General features: G+C 59.7%; 12 protein-coding genes. 4 read left to right on the top strand and 8 right to left on the bottom strand.

Translation table 11 applies throughout. The features are described 5' to 3' along the window. Positions 1-49: 49 nt before the first annotated feature. The 5 genes from V8J82_RS05205 to V8J82_RS05185 all read right to left on the bottom strand — a co-directional run bounded on the left by V8J82_RS05205 (position 50) and on the right by V8J82_RS05185 (position 6,485). Positions 50-1,834 carry a sodium:solute symporter family protein gene (locus V8J82_RS05205; RefSeq protein ID WP_339972851.1) on the bottom strand — a complete coding sequence of 595 codons (1,785 nt, stop codon included), beginning with the start codon at positions 1,832-1,834 and terminating at the stop codon, positions 50-52. A gap of 15 nt (positions 1,835-1,849) precedes the next feature. Then, the gene (locus V8J82_RS05200) at positions 1,850-2,098 is read right to left on the bottom strand and encodes a DUF4212 domain-containing protein (RefSeq protein WP_339972849.1); all 249 of its coding nucleotides are present in this window, start codon (positions 2,096-2,098) and stop codon (positions 1,850-1,852) included. Between the two features lie 102 nt (positions 2,099-2,200). Further along, positions 2,201-4,123, bottom strand: a complete 1,923-nt coding sequence (acs, locus tag V8J82_RS05195) for an acetate--CoA ligase (RefSeq protein WP_339974525.1) — start codon at positions 4,121-4,123, stop codon at positions 2,201-2,203. 352 nt (positions 4,124-4,475) lie between these two features. Continuing rightward, positions 4,476-5,414 carry an alpha/beta hydrolase gene (locus V8J82_RS05190; RefSeq protein WP_339972847.1) on the bottom strand — a complete coding sequence of 313 codons (939 nt, stop codon included), beginning with the start codon at positions 5,412-5,414 and terminating at the stop codon, positions 4,476-4,478. Between the two features lie 75 nt (positions 5,415-5,489). After that, a complete protein-coding gene (locus V8J82_RS05185; protein ID WP_339972845.1) occupies positions 5,490-6,485 on the bottom strand; it encodes a nuclear transport factor 2 family protein in 996 nt (331 codons plus the stop codon). A gap of 191 nt (positions 6,486-6,676) precedes the next feature. Between V8J82_RS05185 and V8J82_RS05180 the strand changes: the two genes are divergently transcribed. The 4 genes from V8J82_RS05180 to V8J82_RS05165 are packed head-to-tail and all read left to right on the top strand — an operon-like array spanning position 6,677 to position 10,767. Continuing rightward, on the top strand, positions 6,677-7,909 hold the full coding sequence (locus V8J82_RS05180) for an ABC transporter substrate-binding protein (protein ID WP_339972842.1): 1,233 nt from the start codon (positions 6,677-6,679) through the stop codon (positions 7,907-7,909). A gap of 57 nt (positions 7,910-7,966) precedes the next feature. After that, positions 7,967-8,527, top strand: a complete 561-nt coding sequence (locus V8J82_RS05175) for a putative glycolipid-binding domain-containing protein (RefSeq protein WP_339972840.1) — start codon at positions 7,967-7,969, stop codon at positions 8,525-8,527. Beyond that, positions 8,524-9,549, top strand: a complete 1,026-nt coding sequence (locus V8J82_RS05170) for a carbohydrate ABC transporter permease (RefSeq protein WP_339972837.1) — start codon at positions 8,524-8,526, stop codon at positions 9,547-9,549. Before V8J82_RS05175 ends, V8J82_RS05170 begins: the two co-directional genes overlap by 4 nt. Before the next feature lie 57 nt (positions 9,550-9,606). Then, positions 9,607-10,767, top strand: coding sequence for a carbohydrate ABC transporter permease (locus V8J82_RS05165; RefSeq protein WP_339972835.1), 1,161 nt, complete (start codon positions 9,607-9,609; stop codon positions 10,765-10,767). 90 nt (positions 10,768-10,857) lie between these two features. On the opposite strand, the gene V8J82_RS05160 is transcribed toward V8J82_RS05165, so the two are convergent. The 3 genes from V8J82_RS05160 to V8J82_RS05150 form a co-directional block, all read right to left on the bottom strand. Then, positions 10,858-11,823: a LysR family transcriptional regulator gene (locus V8J82_RS05160; protein WP_339972833.1), complete on the bottom strand. Its 966-nt coding sequence runs from the start codon at positions 11,821-11,823 to the stop codon at positions 10,858-10,860. Positions 11,824-11,832: 9 nt separating this feature from the next. After that, complete coding sequence (locus tag V8J82_RS05155) at positions 11,833-12,537, bottom strand: Ldh family oxidoreductase (protein WP_339972831.1); 705 nt, start codon at positions 12,535-12,537, stop codon at positions 11,833-11,835. A 69-nt stretch (positions 12,538-12,606) separates the two neighbouring features. Then, entirely contained in the window at positions 12,607-13,545 is a 939-nt protein-coding gene (locus V8J82_RS05150; protein WP_339972830.1) for a hydrogen peroxide-inducible genes activator, read from the bottom strand. Positions 13,546-13,626 lie beyond the last annotated feature (81 nt).

The following is a 13,626-nucleotide window of genomic DNA, read 5'->3' as shown; positions in this document are numbered from 1 at the left end:
CCTTGGGTTTTGCAATGGGGCCGATGGTCCTGCCATCGGCCCCAAAGGATCAGTGACCCGTGGCCGCACCCGCACCGCGAGGGATGCGAACGCTTTCCACAAGATCCTGGATCTCCTGCGGCGGAGCGGCGGTTGCCCGCGACACCAGGAAGGCAACACCGAAGTTGAAGGCAGCACCGATCGGCCCGAAATGGGTCGGCGGGATACCGAACAAATACTGGTCGCTCGTCAGCATCGCCGTGCCGGGGATGAAGAACCAGCCCAGGAACAGGAACAGGTAGAGGCAGGTCGAGATGATGCCTGCCAGCATCCCTGCGATGGCGCCCGCGGAGTTCATCCGCTTGGAGAAGATGCCCATCATCAGCGTCGGGAACAGCGAGGCTGCCGCCAGACCGAAGGCCAAGGCCACGGTTTGTGCCGCAAAGCCTGGCGGGTTCAGCGCCAGCAATGTCGCCCCGACAATCGCCACGATCATCGAGATACGGGCCGCCATAAGCTCTCCCTTTTCCGAAATGTTCGGATTGATCACAGACTTGATCAGGTCATGGGAGATCGCCGAAGAGATCGCCAAGAGCAGGCCCGCCGCCGTGGACAGGGCCGCCGCGATACCACCGGCAGCGATCAAGGCGATCACCCAGGGCGGCAGGTTGGCGATTTCTGGATTGGCCAGCACAAGGATGTCACGGTTGAATGTGACAAGCTCGTTGCCTTCCAGACCATTGGCTTCGGCAAAGGCCTGACCTTCGGGTGACGCATCGTTGTAGTATTGGATACGACCGTCACCGTTCAGATCTTCGACGCCCAGTAGGCCGGTGACCTGCCAAGTGTTGAACCAATCGGGCAGTTGGTCTGCCTCGACGGCCTCGGACTGCGTGCCTTCCGGCCACATGGTGGTGATGATGTTCAGGCGCGCCATCGCACCAACCGCAGGCGCGGTAAGGTACAGCAGAGCAATGAACACCAACGCCCAGCCAGCGGACCAGCGCGCATCAGACACTTTCGGCACCGTGAAGAAGCGGATGATCACGTGGGGCAGGCCCGCGGTCCCGATCATCAGCGACAAGGTGTAGAGCGCCATCAACCAGGGGTTCGTGGTGGCCGTGTACTCGTTAAAGCCCAAATCGGTCAGCAAACCGTCCAGTGTGACCAAAAGCGGGGTCCCCGCCTCCACACCACCGGCAAGACCATCGTTCATATTGCTGAACAGACCCAGACCCGGGATCGGGTTGCCGGTCAGTTGCAGCGAGATGAAGATCGCTGGGATGGTGTAGGCCACGATCAGGACGCAATACTGCGCCACCTGCGTGTAGGTGATGCCCTTCATGCCGCCCAAAACCGCGTAAACAGCCACAACGCAGGATGCGATGATCAGGCCAGCAGTCGAGGAAACTTCGAGGAAGCGCGAGAACGCCACGCCTGCACCGGTCATCTGCCCAATCACGTATGTGGTCGAGATGATGATCAGGCAAACCACCGCCACGACGCGCGCCGTGTTGGAGTAATACCGGTCCCCCACAAATTCTGGCACGGTAAACTTGCCGAACTTACGCAGGTAAGGTGCCAAAAGCATCGCCATCAGGACGTAACCACCGGTCCAGCCCATCAGGAAGAGTGAATTGTTGTAGCCCGTAAAGGCGATCAGGCCAGCCATTGAGATGAACGACGCCGCCGACATCCAGTCCGCCGCGGTGGCCATGCCGTTGACCACTGGGTTCACACCCCGGCCAGCAGCATAGAACTCAGATGTAGAGCCTGCACGGGCCCAAATCGCGATACCGAAGTAGAGCGCAAAGCTGAGCCCCACAACGACAAAGTTAAGTACTGTTTGATCCATGTCCCTCAGCGCTCCCTATTCGTCCACGCCGTGATCTTTATCGATCTTGTTCATGCGCCAGGCGTAGAAGAAGATCAGAAAAAGAAAGACCAGGATTGACCCTTGCTGGGCGAACCAAAAGCCCAGATCTGTGCCACCCACTTCGATTCCCGCGATTAGCGGGCGGAAGAGGATCGCAAAGCCATACGAGCACAGCGCCCAGATAACCAAACAGATGGTCACCAGACGCAGGTTCGCTGACCAATACGCATTATTTTCCGACATGTTATTCTCCCTTTATGATGACTGCCGTCGGTCCTCCCAGACCAAACGGCAGAAGATCCGCCGCGAGATGCCGTTTCCCCGCGACGGAACCCTTGATGCGCCCTACGTGCTGGCGCGATTTTCAATCAGATCATCGACCACCGATGGATCGGCGAGCGTGCTGGTATCCCCCAGCGATCCGAAGTCGTTTTCTGCAATCTTGCGTAGGATGCGGCGCATGATCTTTCCCGAACGGGTCTTGGGCAGGCCCGGTGCCCATTGGATGACATCGGGCTTGGCAATCGGGCCAATCTCGCGCCGGACCCAATCGCTGAGCGTCTTTTTCAACTCGTCAGATGGCGTTTCGTCATTCATCAGCGTGACGTAGCAATAAATGCCCTGCCCCTTCACCGGATGCGGATAGCCGACCACCGCGGCCTCGCTGACGGTCTCGTGGGCGACCAAGGCGCTTTCCACCTCGGCCGTGCCCATGCGGTGACCCGAAACGTTGATCACATCGTCAACGCGACCCGTGATCCAGTAATCGCCATCCGCGTCACGGCGACAGCCGTCGCCGGTGAAGTAATAGCCTTTGTAATCGCTGAAATAGGTTTTCACGAAGCGCTCGTGATCGCCCCAAACGGTGCGCATCTGCCCTGGCCAGCTATCGGCGATCACCAGAACACCTTCGACGCCGTCGCCGTCCACAACCTCACCCGAGGTCGGCTCCAGCACCAGCGGCTTGATCCCAAAGAACGGATGCTGAGCCGAGCCAGGCTTCAGCGCATGGGCGCCCGGAAGCGGGGTCATCAAATGTCCACCGGTTTCTGTCTGCCACCAGGTGTCAACGATCGGGCATTTCCCCTTGCCCACATGCGTGTTGTACCAATTCCAGGCCTCGGGATTGATCGGTTCGCCAACCGTGCCCAGCACCTTCAGATCGCTCAGATCGTACTTTTCAACGAATTCCGGCCCCTTGCCCATCAGCGCGCGGATTGCGGTGGGGGCTGTATAGAATTGGTTAACCTTGTGCTTTTCACAGACCTGCCAGAACCGGCCCGCGTCGGGGTAGGTGGGCACGCCCTCAAACATCAATGTCGTCGCGCCATTGGCAAGCGGACCATAGACAATATAGCTGTGCCCGGTCACCCAGCCCACATCGGCGGTGCACCAAAAGACATCACCCTCTTTATAGTCGAAGACCATCTCGTGGGTCATTGCGGCGTAGACGAGATAGCCGCCCGTTGTATGCACAACACCTTTGGGCTGGCCGGTCGAGCCGGAGGTGTAGAGAATAAATAGCGGGTCTTCGGCATTCATCTCTTCAGGTGGGCACTCGGCGCTGACGCGCGCGGCGACATCGTCGTACCAGATGTCGCGGCCACCGACCCAAGCGACCTGTTCGCCCGTGCGCTTCACGACCAGGCATTTCGTGTCGATGACGTTGTGCAAAAGCGCTTTGTTGACGTTGTCTTTCAGCTCGGTGACGCGTCCACCGCGCGGCGCGCCATCGGCGGTGATCACCAGTTTGGCCTGGCTGCCATTGACCCGCGCGGCCAATGCATCCGGTGAGAAACCTGCAAAGACAATCGAATGGATCGCGCCGATCCGGGTGCAGGCCAGCATCGCATACGCCGCTTCGGGGATCATCGGGAGGTAGAGCACCACCCTATCGCCTTTGGAAACGTCGCAATCCTTCAGGACATTGGCGAAGGTGCAGACCTTTTCGTGCAGCTCCGCATAAGTGATGTGCTGCGCGTCTTCGTCAGGGCTGTCGGGTTCGAAGATGATTGCGGTCTGATCGCCGCGGGTGGCCAGATGCCGATCGATACAATTCGCGCTGACATTCAGAGTGCCATCCTCGAACCATCGGATATGCACGTCATCATGCTCAAACGATGTATCTTTCACCTTAGTGTAAGGTTTGATCCAATCGATGCGCTTGCCATGTTCGCCCCAAAACGCCTCTGGATCATTGATCGATGCGTCGTACATCGCATCATATCGGGCGGGGTCGACATGGGCGTTGGATAGCAACGGCGGCATGGATGTGTCGGTCAAAGCGGGTCTCTCCTCGTTCCCAGGACGACGCTCGCCTTGGCCATCGCGTCATGCAATGGCGCTACACGGCCCGGCTATGCGATTGCACATCCGCGTGTGACGATCTCGTAAACCGTGCGCTTCCTCTGGCGCGTCATCCATTTCTCCCCGGGGTCTCTAGGTTACGCGCCTCCACGCATTAGACCTGTCAGACCCGCTGGACATCGCGACGATGACACTCTTTGCGAGTCAAACGAACGCCTTTGCTTGCTCGCCTCTGGATTGTGTAACAGAACTTCACAAATATCACTCTGGTATGTAAATAACTTTACAATACACAAGAAAGCTAAGGAGAGGTTCACTCGCCCGGCGCGGAGCTTTCTATGAACGCGACAATGCTCGGCACCGCGTCTTCATGTAAGGGAAGGTTCGGATCCGTGTAGGTCGCATAGGGCTGGCCCGTCACATCACGTTTGAGCATGTGGGTTGCTTCGGCCAGCGTCACAGTCGCGGCCTGGGGCAGGGCAGCTGCCAGCCGTTCACCATTTTCCGGACCTATCTGAATATCGGCATTGCCTTGCAAGATCAGAGCTGGCCCGGTCCAGTCACGCGCCACATCCGCCGGATCGTAGGAGAACAGGTTGATCATGTAGCGTTGCAATCCGTCCGAGAATAATGGCTGGAGAATCGGTGATATCGTTTCCGGATCGCGCATATCCCCACCTTCGAGACCTGAGATAATCGTTTGCAGTTCCGGAAGGAACGGTGCATTTGCGGGGTTCGCCTCCAGCTGCTCCAACATCAGCTGCCCAACGGGGCGCCCAGGTGCCGCCATCAGGATCACACCGCAGAGTCCATCGGGTGGGTCTTGCGCGGCGACCAAAGCCACAAGTCCGCCCTCGGAATGCCCGGCGAGCCACACGCAGGGTGCGATCTCGGCCGCGCGCGTGACCCAGTCTCGGGCGTCTTGGGCATAGGCCTCGATGGTCACATCGTTGGGGTCGTCTATCGCGGTCTCGCTGTCGTAGAAACCGCGTTTGTCGATCCTCAGCGATGCGATGCCGCGCTCGGCCAATCCCTCGGCCAACAGGCGATAGGTGTCGGAATTCAACCCCATCTGCGGGGCATTGCCGTCGCGGTCAGTCGGGCCGGAGCCTGGGATGATGACCACAGCGTGCGTGGCGCCCGAAACGGTGATCGCCTCAGCCGCCAGCGGACCGTTTGGGCCTGGAATTTCGACAATGTCCGCTAAGGCAACGCTCGGGAAAAGGGCGGCGATCAGAGAAAGCAGGCGCATTGAGGATTCCATGGTCGGTGCTGATGCGGGTCAGCTTGCCGCGAATTGCGCCCGCAGACCAGAGTGGCATCGCGTCTAGCGCGAGATCTCGTGCGATTTAGAGATCACGTCGACGCCCATCTGCGCCAACAGGTCAATGTAATCCAACAAGACCCAATTTTCTGCGATCAAACCGTCCTCGCAACGGTAGAAGTCCATCACCTTTAGGGTCAGCGCACGATCCGTAGCTGGCACGCCCAGATAGGTCGCTTTGTGGGTCATGGTCATCGACGGCCAGCCTGAGACTGCCGCGAAGTTGCCGTCGCCGATTCGGCAATAATGGTTGCCGCCCTTGCGGTCGGGGAAGGCGCGCAGGAACGGTCCGCGATGGTGGTGAACGAACCCGTCCCAAGCGACCGTCGATCCGATCCCGCCCGGGCCGTACCAGGCAAAATCCGGCGTCCAGGTGCCGCCAGCGCCCACCTGCCCATCCGATCCATAGGTTTCCGGGTTGTAGACGTGCAACGCGCTCAGCATGGCTTCGACAACATCCAGGGATGCGGTGCCGTCGGCCTGATTTCCAGGGCAGAGGCCATCTTGCGTCGCGGGCGGCGGAAACACGGTGGGGGCACCGTAATGCGCCTCGTCCAAGGGCCAGCGACCGGTCTGATAGATGAGATCCAGCAGGTCGACAATGATCCGTCCTTCGACGATCTTATCACCCTCGATGCGCCAAAACTCTCCGATCCGAAGATAGGCCAGCTTGTCGCTGGGCGCGATGCCCCAGAGCGTATCGATGAACAGCCCGGTGATATGGGTCACACTTGCCACCCATTCCCCGCCGTAGTCGCGCCGGTTCTGGCCGCCGATCAGCATCAGGTCCCTGCGCCGTGCGGGCACGAGCGCGCGACGCAGGGGCGTGATCAAGCCTTCCGCGATCTCTGACGGTCCGGTCAGCCGTCCGATTGGCGCCGACACGTCGATCTCCGCCTCGGGGGCAAAGAGCTGCGCAGCGATCTGGCCCAGATCCACCGCGTCGGCCGTGAAGAGCCGCGCCAGAGCGGCGCGAATGTGCGCACGGGGATCTTCCATAATGCACCTCGGACTTGAACTTGCGCGAAAAGGCTTGCCAGATGAAAGCGGCGGGCACTAGCGTATTCTTGCAAACCTATGCAAATTCGGCAGAGTGCCCGAAGCATGGCGCCCCCGACAGGGCGCATATGCGCAAAAAAACGTTGGTCGGCCGAGGGTAGACTTCGGACCGAAGACAGGGAGAAGACGAGATGTATGTGAAACAAATTGCCTTGGCGGGGGCGATCAGCCTGGCAGCGGGCGCGGCCTATGCCGATGGCCACGCGACCTGCAGCTTCGAGAACGAGAGCGAAGTCACCATGCTGAGCGCCGCGTTCGAGGCTTGGGTCGCGGTGACCGACGCGATGGCCACCTGTGGGAACTTCTCACCCGAGTTGGATCAGGAATTCCGCACCAAACAGCCGGAGGGGTTTGCCGCCAATCCGTCGCTTTACCAGTTGGGCGGCGTGTCGAACGGAACGATCACCCCGCTGCTGAATGCGGGCACCATCCGTCCTCTGGATGATCTGATCGCGGAATACGGGCAGGATTTGACGCCGAACCAGTTGATCCAGATCGACGGCCAAACCATGGCCGTGGCGATGATGGTGAACACGCAGCACCTGATGTATCGCAGCGATATCCTGGAAGAGCTTGGTCTCGATGTACCCTCCACCTGGGAAGAAGTGCTGACCGTCGCCGCTGCTATCGATGAGGCGGATGTCGTCGACTACCCGCTGGGCGCCACCTTTGCGTCGGGCTGGAATCTGGCGCAGGATTTCAACAACATGTTCCTGGGCTTCGGCGGAACATTCGTCAATGACGACAACACGCCCAATGTGAATTCCGAAGCTGGCTTGGCCGCGCTCGATGTCATGATGCGTATGACCGAGTACATGGACCCCGAATTCCTGGCATCGGATTCGACCTACGTGCAGCAGCAATTCCAGCAGGGCCGCATTGCCATGGCAAACCTCTGGGCGTCGCGTGCAGCGGCCATGAACGATGAAGCGGAAAGCGAAGTTGTTGGCCTTGTCGGGACCGCTTCCGCACCTTTGGCCATGGAAGGTGGCGCACCCGCGACCACGCTATGGTGGGACGGGATCGTCGTAGCCTCGAACATCTCGGATGAGGAAGCCGCCAATGCGTTCCGCCTGGCGATGGAGGGCGTGAATAGCTCAACCGTTGAGGCGGCGCCTGATGCGGCGATCTGGTTGATCGAAGGCTATGAGCCGAATGAAATGTCGGCTGGCGCCATTGCGACGGCAACCGCCTCGCCCGCGCCGACAGCCTATCCTTCGACCACCCAGATGGGACTGATGCACACGGCGCTTGGCAACGAGCTCCCGGCCTTCTTCACGGGCGATGTATCTGCCGAAGCTGCGCTTGCGGCGGTTGAGGCATCCTACACGGTGGCCGCGCAAGAAGCGGGTTTGCTGGAGTAATCCAGCCATCGACCGGGGGCGCAAATCCGTGCCCTCGGTCATCCAGGGGGACATTTGGTGGCGCGATCGGTCAAGCATTGGAAACGGCAAGATGTGGCGGGGTGTGAAACCTGCCGCTTGAGCCGGACCGACCAAGGCTGGCGGCTTGACGGCGTTACCATTGATGAAGATGGCGGGGCGCCGCGCGGATTTAGATATATTGTATGTCTTGATGCCGCCTGGCGCCCCAAATCGGCGAGAGTGACCGGCTGGTCCGATGAAAACGACTTTGACCTGACCCTGGATCGTCACCCGACCGGTTGGGCGGTCAACGGCACCGTCGATCCTGCATTGCAGGACGCTACCGACATCGATTTGGGCTTTACCCCTGCCACGAACCTCTGCGCGATACGGCGATTGGATCTGGCGATCGGCGACAGCGGCGAAAGCCAGGCGGTTTGGTTGAACGACAACACCTGGCAGGTTGCGCCGCTGCGTCAGAGCTATCGTCGTCGCAGCGCCACGCGCTATGACTACCGATCGCAAACCGGTTACGAGACCACCTTGACCGCTGACGAAAACGGTTGGATCGTCACATATCCGGGCCTTTGGCAGGCCCATGGGGGACATGCGCCATGAAATTCCGGACATTTATGGGGTTCGTCGGGCCGTCACTGTTTTTGATGATTTTGTTCATCGCGATACCGTTGGTCTCGGTATTCCTTGGGTCCTTTCAAGTGACCCAGCCGGTGATGGAGCAGGTTGAGGTTGAAAGCTGTACCGCAGGTTTCCTGACGCAGAACTGCACGACCGAATTGCGCTCGCAACCGGTGCTGGATGACAACGGCCAAATGGTCACGACGACGGAATGGGTGGGCTTTCTATCCTATGCCCGTGTCCTGGAACCCGAGCGCGCATGGCAGGCTATTCGTAGTTTTGACTATGCGGCGCTGATGCAAATCGATTTCTGGGCTGCCTTGCGGTTTACTCTGATGTTCACGCTGGTGACTCTGCCGCTGGTCATTGGTGTTGGCCTCGCCATTGCGCTGGCCGTGAACAACGCCGCGCGCTCGATCCGCGGCCCGATCATCTTCGTGTCGCTGCTGCCCTTTATCATCACACCGGTTATCGGTGCCTTGGCCATCCGATGGCTGTTTATCGGCGACGGCATCCTGACGCGAGGACTAGAGGCCTGGCTTGATCAGGACATTGCGATGTTTGCCCAGGCCTGGACGATTGAACTGCTGATGCTGTTCTACCGCGTCTGGCATGTCGCGCCATTCGCCTTTGTGATCTTCTATGCGGGCCTGCAGACAGTGAACCAAGACACGCTGGAATCGGCGATTATTGACGGTGCCAGCCGGTTCGACCGCCTGCGCTATGTGGTGATCCCACATTTGATGCCTTTGATCATCTTCATATCGCTGATCCATCTGATGGATGCCTACCGGGTCTTCGAGGAAATCGTCGGCTTCAGGGCGCAAGCGCATGTAATCTCACTGCAATGGCTGACCTTTGATTTCCTGTCGCCGGATGATGCGGGCAACCGCGCGTTCAGCCGTGCCAATGCGTCGGCCATGCTGACCATGGTGGGCATTGTGATCATTCTGATCCCATTGCTGCGTCGCACTTGGCGCGATCACAAAGGGAGCTCGCATTAAGATGGTGACTGTCTTTGACCTGCGCGCCGAGGCGCTGTCCTATCAGGAGTGTCGGATATGAGTGACATGCCCCGCGCGATGCGACAGCCCCTTGGACTCAGGCTCGGCTCTGCCGCCTTTCTGGCCTTCTGGTGTTTGATCGCGGCGTTTCCAATCTTCTGGATCACCGTGATGAGCTTCAAGTCGCCCGTCGATGCGTTTGCGGCCAATCCGTGGGACGTGATTATCGGCCCTGTCACGCGCGATCGCGGCAATGGCCTGTCGACAATCGATATCCTGCTTGGTCTGACCGTCCTTTTCTTCACGATCAAACTTGCGTTGAGTTGGCTGCCCGAGAAGGTCCGCACGCTCAGCCCGGCGGGGCAGGTTTGGGCGGGATGGATCATCGGTGTCGTTGGCTACGCGCTTGGCTTCATCCTGGTGTTTTTCTACGCGCTGCCCGCGATTTTGGCGCTTTTGAATCCCGTGCTCGGCCCCCTTGGCACGCCCATCATCGGATTGACCACGGAGCACTACCAAAGCATTTGGGTCGAGCGTGACTTCCATCAGAATTTTATCAACTCGCTGATCGTGACAGGTGGTGTGGTGACGGTGTCCCTGACGGTCGGCACTTTGGCTGGATATGGTCTGGCACGGTCCGGGTCGAATATTGCGTTCTGGCTGCTGATCACCGCCCTTATTTTCCGGGCCTTGCCCCATTCGGTGCTGGTCGCAGGCTACCTGCCGGTATTCGTCAATTCTGCAGAGCTATTGGCGCCGATCCTCGGAGACAACGCGCCAACGCTCTATGGTCAGCCTCTGGCTGTGATTGCGGTGCTGGTGTCGATCAACCAGCCCTTCACGATCTGGATGCTGCGTTCTTTCTTCCAGAACATTCCCAATGAACTCGACGAGGCCGCTCGCGTCGACGGCTGCACGCATTTCCAGGCATTCCGCTGGGTGATCATGCCTGTCATGTGGCCCGGAGTGATAACAACCGGGCTGTTCAGTTTCCTGCTGGCCTACAATGACTTCTTGGTGACGTCGCTGCTGCTTGATGCCACGAACCAGACCATGGTTCCCGCGATCGCGAGCTTCTTCAATCGAGAGACGACGACCACTGACCAAGTTATCGCAGTGGCCGCTGCCGTCTCAATCATTGCGCCCCTGTTCCTGCTGGTGATGGTCTTCCAGCGCCAGATTGTCAGCGGCCTGACCGCTGGAGCTGTAAAGGGATAGTGAATGCCCTTCGGCGCTTTCCAATCGGGAACCGGTATTCGCACGAATTCTGGATGGAGAGCGCTGGTTTTCCGGGCTGAGCCCGAGGGCTTATCCCAAGATTTGAAAGCTATCGCCCAGCCAGGGCATCTGCTCTAGCCCCGGATCCGCAAAGTGTACGCCGATCAATTCGCGTGACAGTTCGGCAATTCGCGCCGGGATATCCCCAGACCAACCCGCGGTTACATAAAGGACGATCTTACGCGATATTGGCCTGCCGGGCAGGGGATGCGCGTCAATGCCGCCAGCGAACCGTCCGCCACGCAGCAGTGACAAGGGGGTTGTGATCGTCCAGCCGGAGCCGGCAGCCACCAACGCGGAGATCGATTGGTTCGAATCCATCTCAAACCGTTTCGGCGGGACGATATTGCCGGCTTCCAGCCACGCCTCGATTTGCTGACCCATCACCTGATCCAAGTCGCGGCGCAACAGCGGCAGATCATACAAGTCTGCCAGCCCGCCGCTGACATCGCGGCCTTTTGGGACGGCGAGGATATAAGGATCGCTCAGCAATGGCAGAGCGACCGTGTCGGGCGGTTCCGACATACCGGCCGCACAGATCACCATATCCAGGTCTCGGTTTGCGATTTGCGCCTGCAGCGCGTGGCTCGCGCCGGTTTTTAGGGTAAAGGCGCATTGGCTCATGGCTTCGGCCAATCGCTGCGCCAGGTTGGGTGTGACCTCGTTCTCGAAATCTTCGATCACGCCCAGGGACAGCGCCGATAGGTCGGTCAGATCCAAGGCGGTCAAATCGCGCTGGCCAGCTCGCAAGGCGCGCAGCGCTGTTTGCGCCTGGCCCAGAAACAGCCGCCCGGCAGGGGTCAAGATCATCGGGCGTCTTGAGTGGTCGATCAATTCGACCCCCAAGGCCGCATCCAGGTTCTTCAATTGTTGTGATACGGCCGGTGCGCTCATACCCAAATCAGATGCTGTCGCCGCGACCGATCCTGTCCGCGCCAACGTTTCGAACACTTCCAGACCGCGCAGGGTCAGACCTTTCAGAAGGGGGGCTGCCATAACATCCGATTACGCGTTGACGATCTGGGCCAGCAGATCTGAGGGGAGGGCGACGGGCTGTCGCGCGGCGACCGGCGGGGCGGGGGGCATCCCCGCCAACAGATTGCCCACATCGGTGACATTTGGATCCATTGCGGCGATCCATCCCGAATAGGCGACGGGCCCACCCAGCGGCGTGTCTGCCGCTGGCGGCGCCAATTGCAACAGGCTTGCCAAAGCATCTTCGGCATCCGTTGGGCCCAATATGGCGGCGCGGTCGGCGCGGGGTCGGATCACATGGGCCGCACCTTCCGCGCGTAAGGCGACACCCGCCATGTTCGCCTCGGCCAAACTGGCCATGGCATGGGCCATCGGGCCCGGCTCGCTGGCATTCCGCAGATGGATCACGGCCATACCTTGCCCGCGCGCCAGATCGATGAGCTGCGGCACAGCCTGCGCCAATGCGGCGGCCGCAAACCCATGCTCCGCATCGACCCGAAGTACAGAGGGTGCGGCGACTTCGATACGTGGTGTCGCCTGAGGTCGCAAGCGCCCGTATCTTAGCAATCGGATATCACGCAAAAGGCCGAGAAAGCCGCCTTCGCTGGCGCCGTCAAGTTCGTTCAGCGCGACATCCCGAGCGACAATATCCGCCACATCCGCCGGAACGCCCGCGCGGACCAGACAATCCCGCGCCAGAGCGTCCAAATCACCAGGATCATAGAAGTCCGCCATGTTCTCAGTGTTTCCATCGCATAGCGCGCCGTCAATGGCCTATGCGTGCGATCCGCAATCGCTGTGTGCTTAGCCTTCCAAAACCAGGTCCGGGAAGCGCCGCGCTGTGTCGCGGATCGCATTGGCCAAGCGCTCATACGCCGAAGCGGCGCCAGTGCTGGACCGCCACACCAATCCGATGGAACGTGCAAAGCGCCTTCCGCGGAACGGGCGCACCACGACATCCTCTGCGCGCCCCTCTATCTCGGATTTGACGTAGAGCGCAGGAAGAAACGTCAGGCCCATATTCATCGCCACCATTTGGCGTAGGGCGTCGAGTGATGTTCCTTCATAGTCGCGCGACATATGCGCCCCGATTTCGCCGCACAACGCCGAGATCTGATCGTGCAGCGCATAGCCTGGCGACAACGACAGGATCGTCTTCCCGGCTAATTCTGGCCCCTCCAATTGGGGGGCGTCAGCCAATTCATGGCCCGCGGGCAGAGCCACACCAAGTGGTTCGCGGAACAGTCGGGCGACTGTCAATGTCGCGCCCGAGACCGGAAGTTGCGTCAAAATCAGGTCGTGTAGCCCGTCATTCAACTCACGAAGCAGGTTCTGAGGCGCCCCTTCTCGGATGTAGAGTCGCAAGTCCGGATGCGACCGGTGTAAATCATCGATGACATGTGGCATGAGATATGGGCCCAGTAATGTCGACGTTCCCAGCCGCAAGGTTCCGCCCAGCCCAGATTGCAGCGTGGCGGTCAAATCAACGATGCCTTGACCCGCATCCAGGATGTCGCGACCGCGCCGCGCGACCTCTCGTCCGGCCTGAGTTAGACGCACGGGACCGCGTCCACGTTCCACCAATGTCAAGCCCAGAGAATCCTCTAACGACTTGATCTGTACAGATAAAGACGGCTGCGAGATACCACAGGCCTCGGCGGCCTCTCGGAAGTGATGGGTGTCTTCCAATGCGGTCAGATAGCGAAGCTGGCGGAGCGTGAAGGGCAAAATGTGGTGCTGCATTTTGGATAGCTTTTTCCAATGGAAAAATAGGGATGATAAGCCTTTTCCTATAGAAAGGCATCTGTATATTCAAGCTTGCAA

Origin of the sequence: Gymnodinialimonas mytili, assembly GCF_037544085.1 — a bacterium.
Lineage (GTDB): Bacteria > Pseudomonadota > Alphaproteobacteria > Rhodobacterales > Rhodobacteraceae > Gymnodinialimonas > Gymnodinialimonas mytili.
Note: the sequence above shows the minus strand (reverse complement) of the source record. Positions and strands in the feature narration are given on the sequence as shown.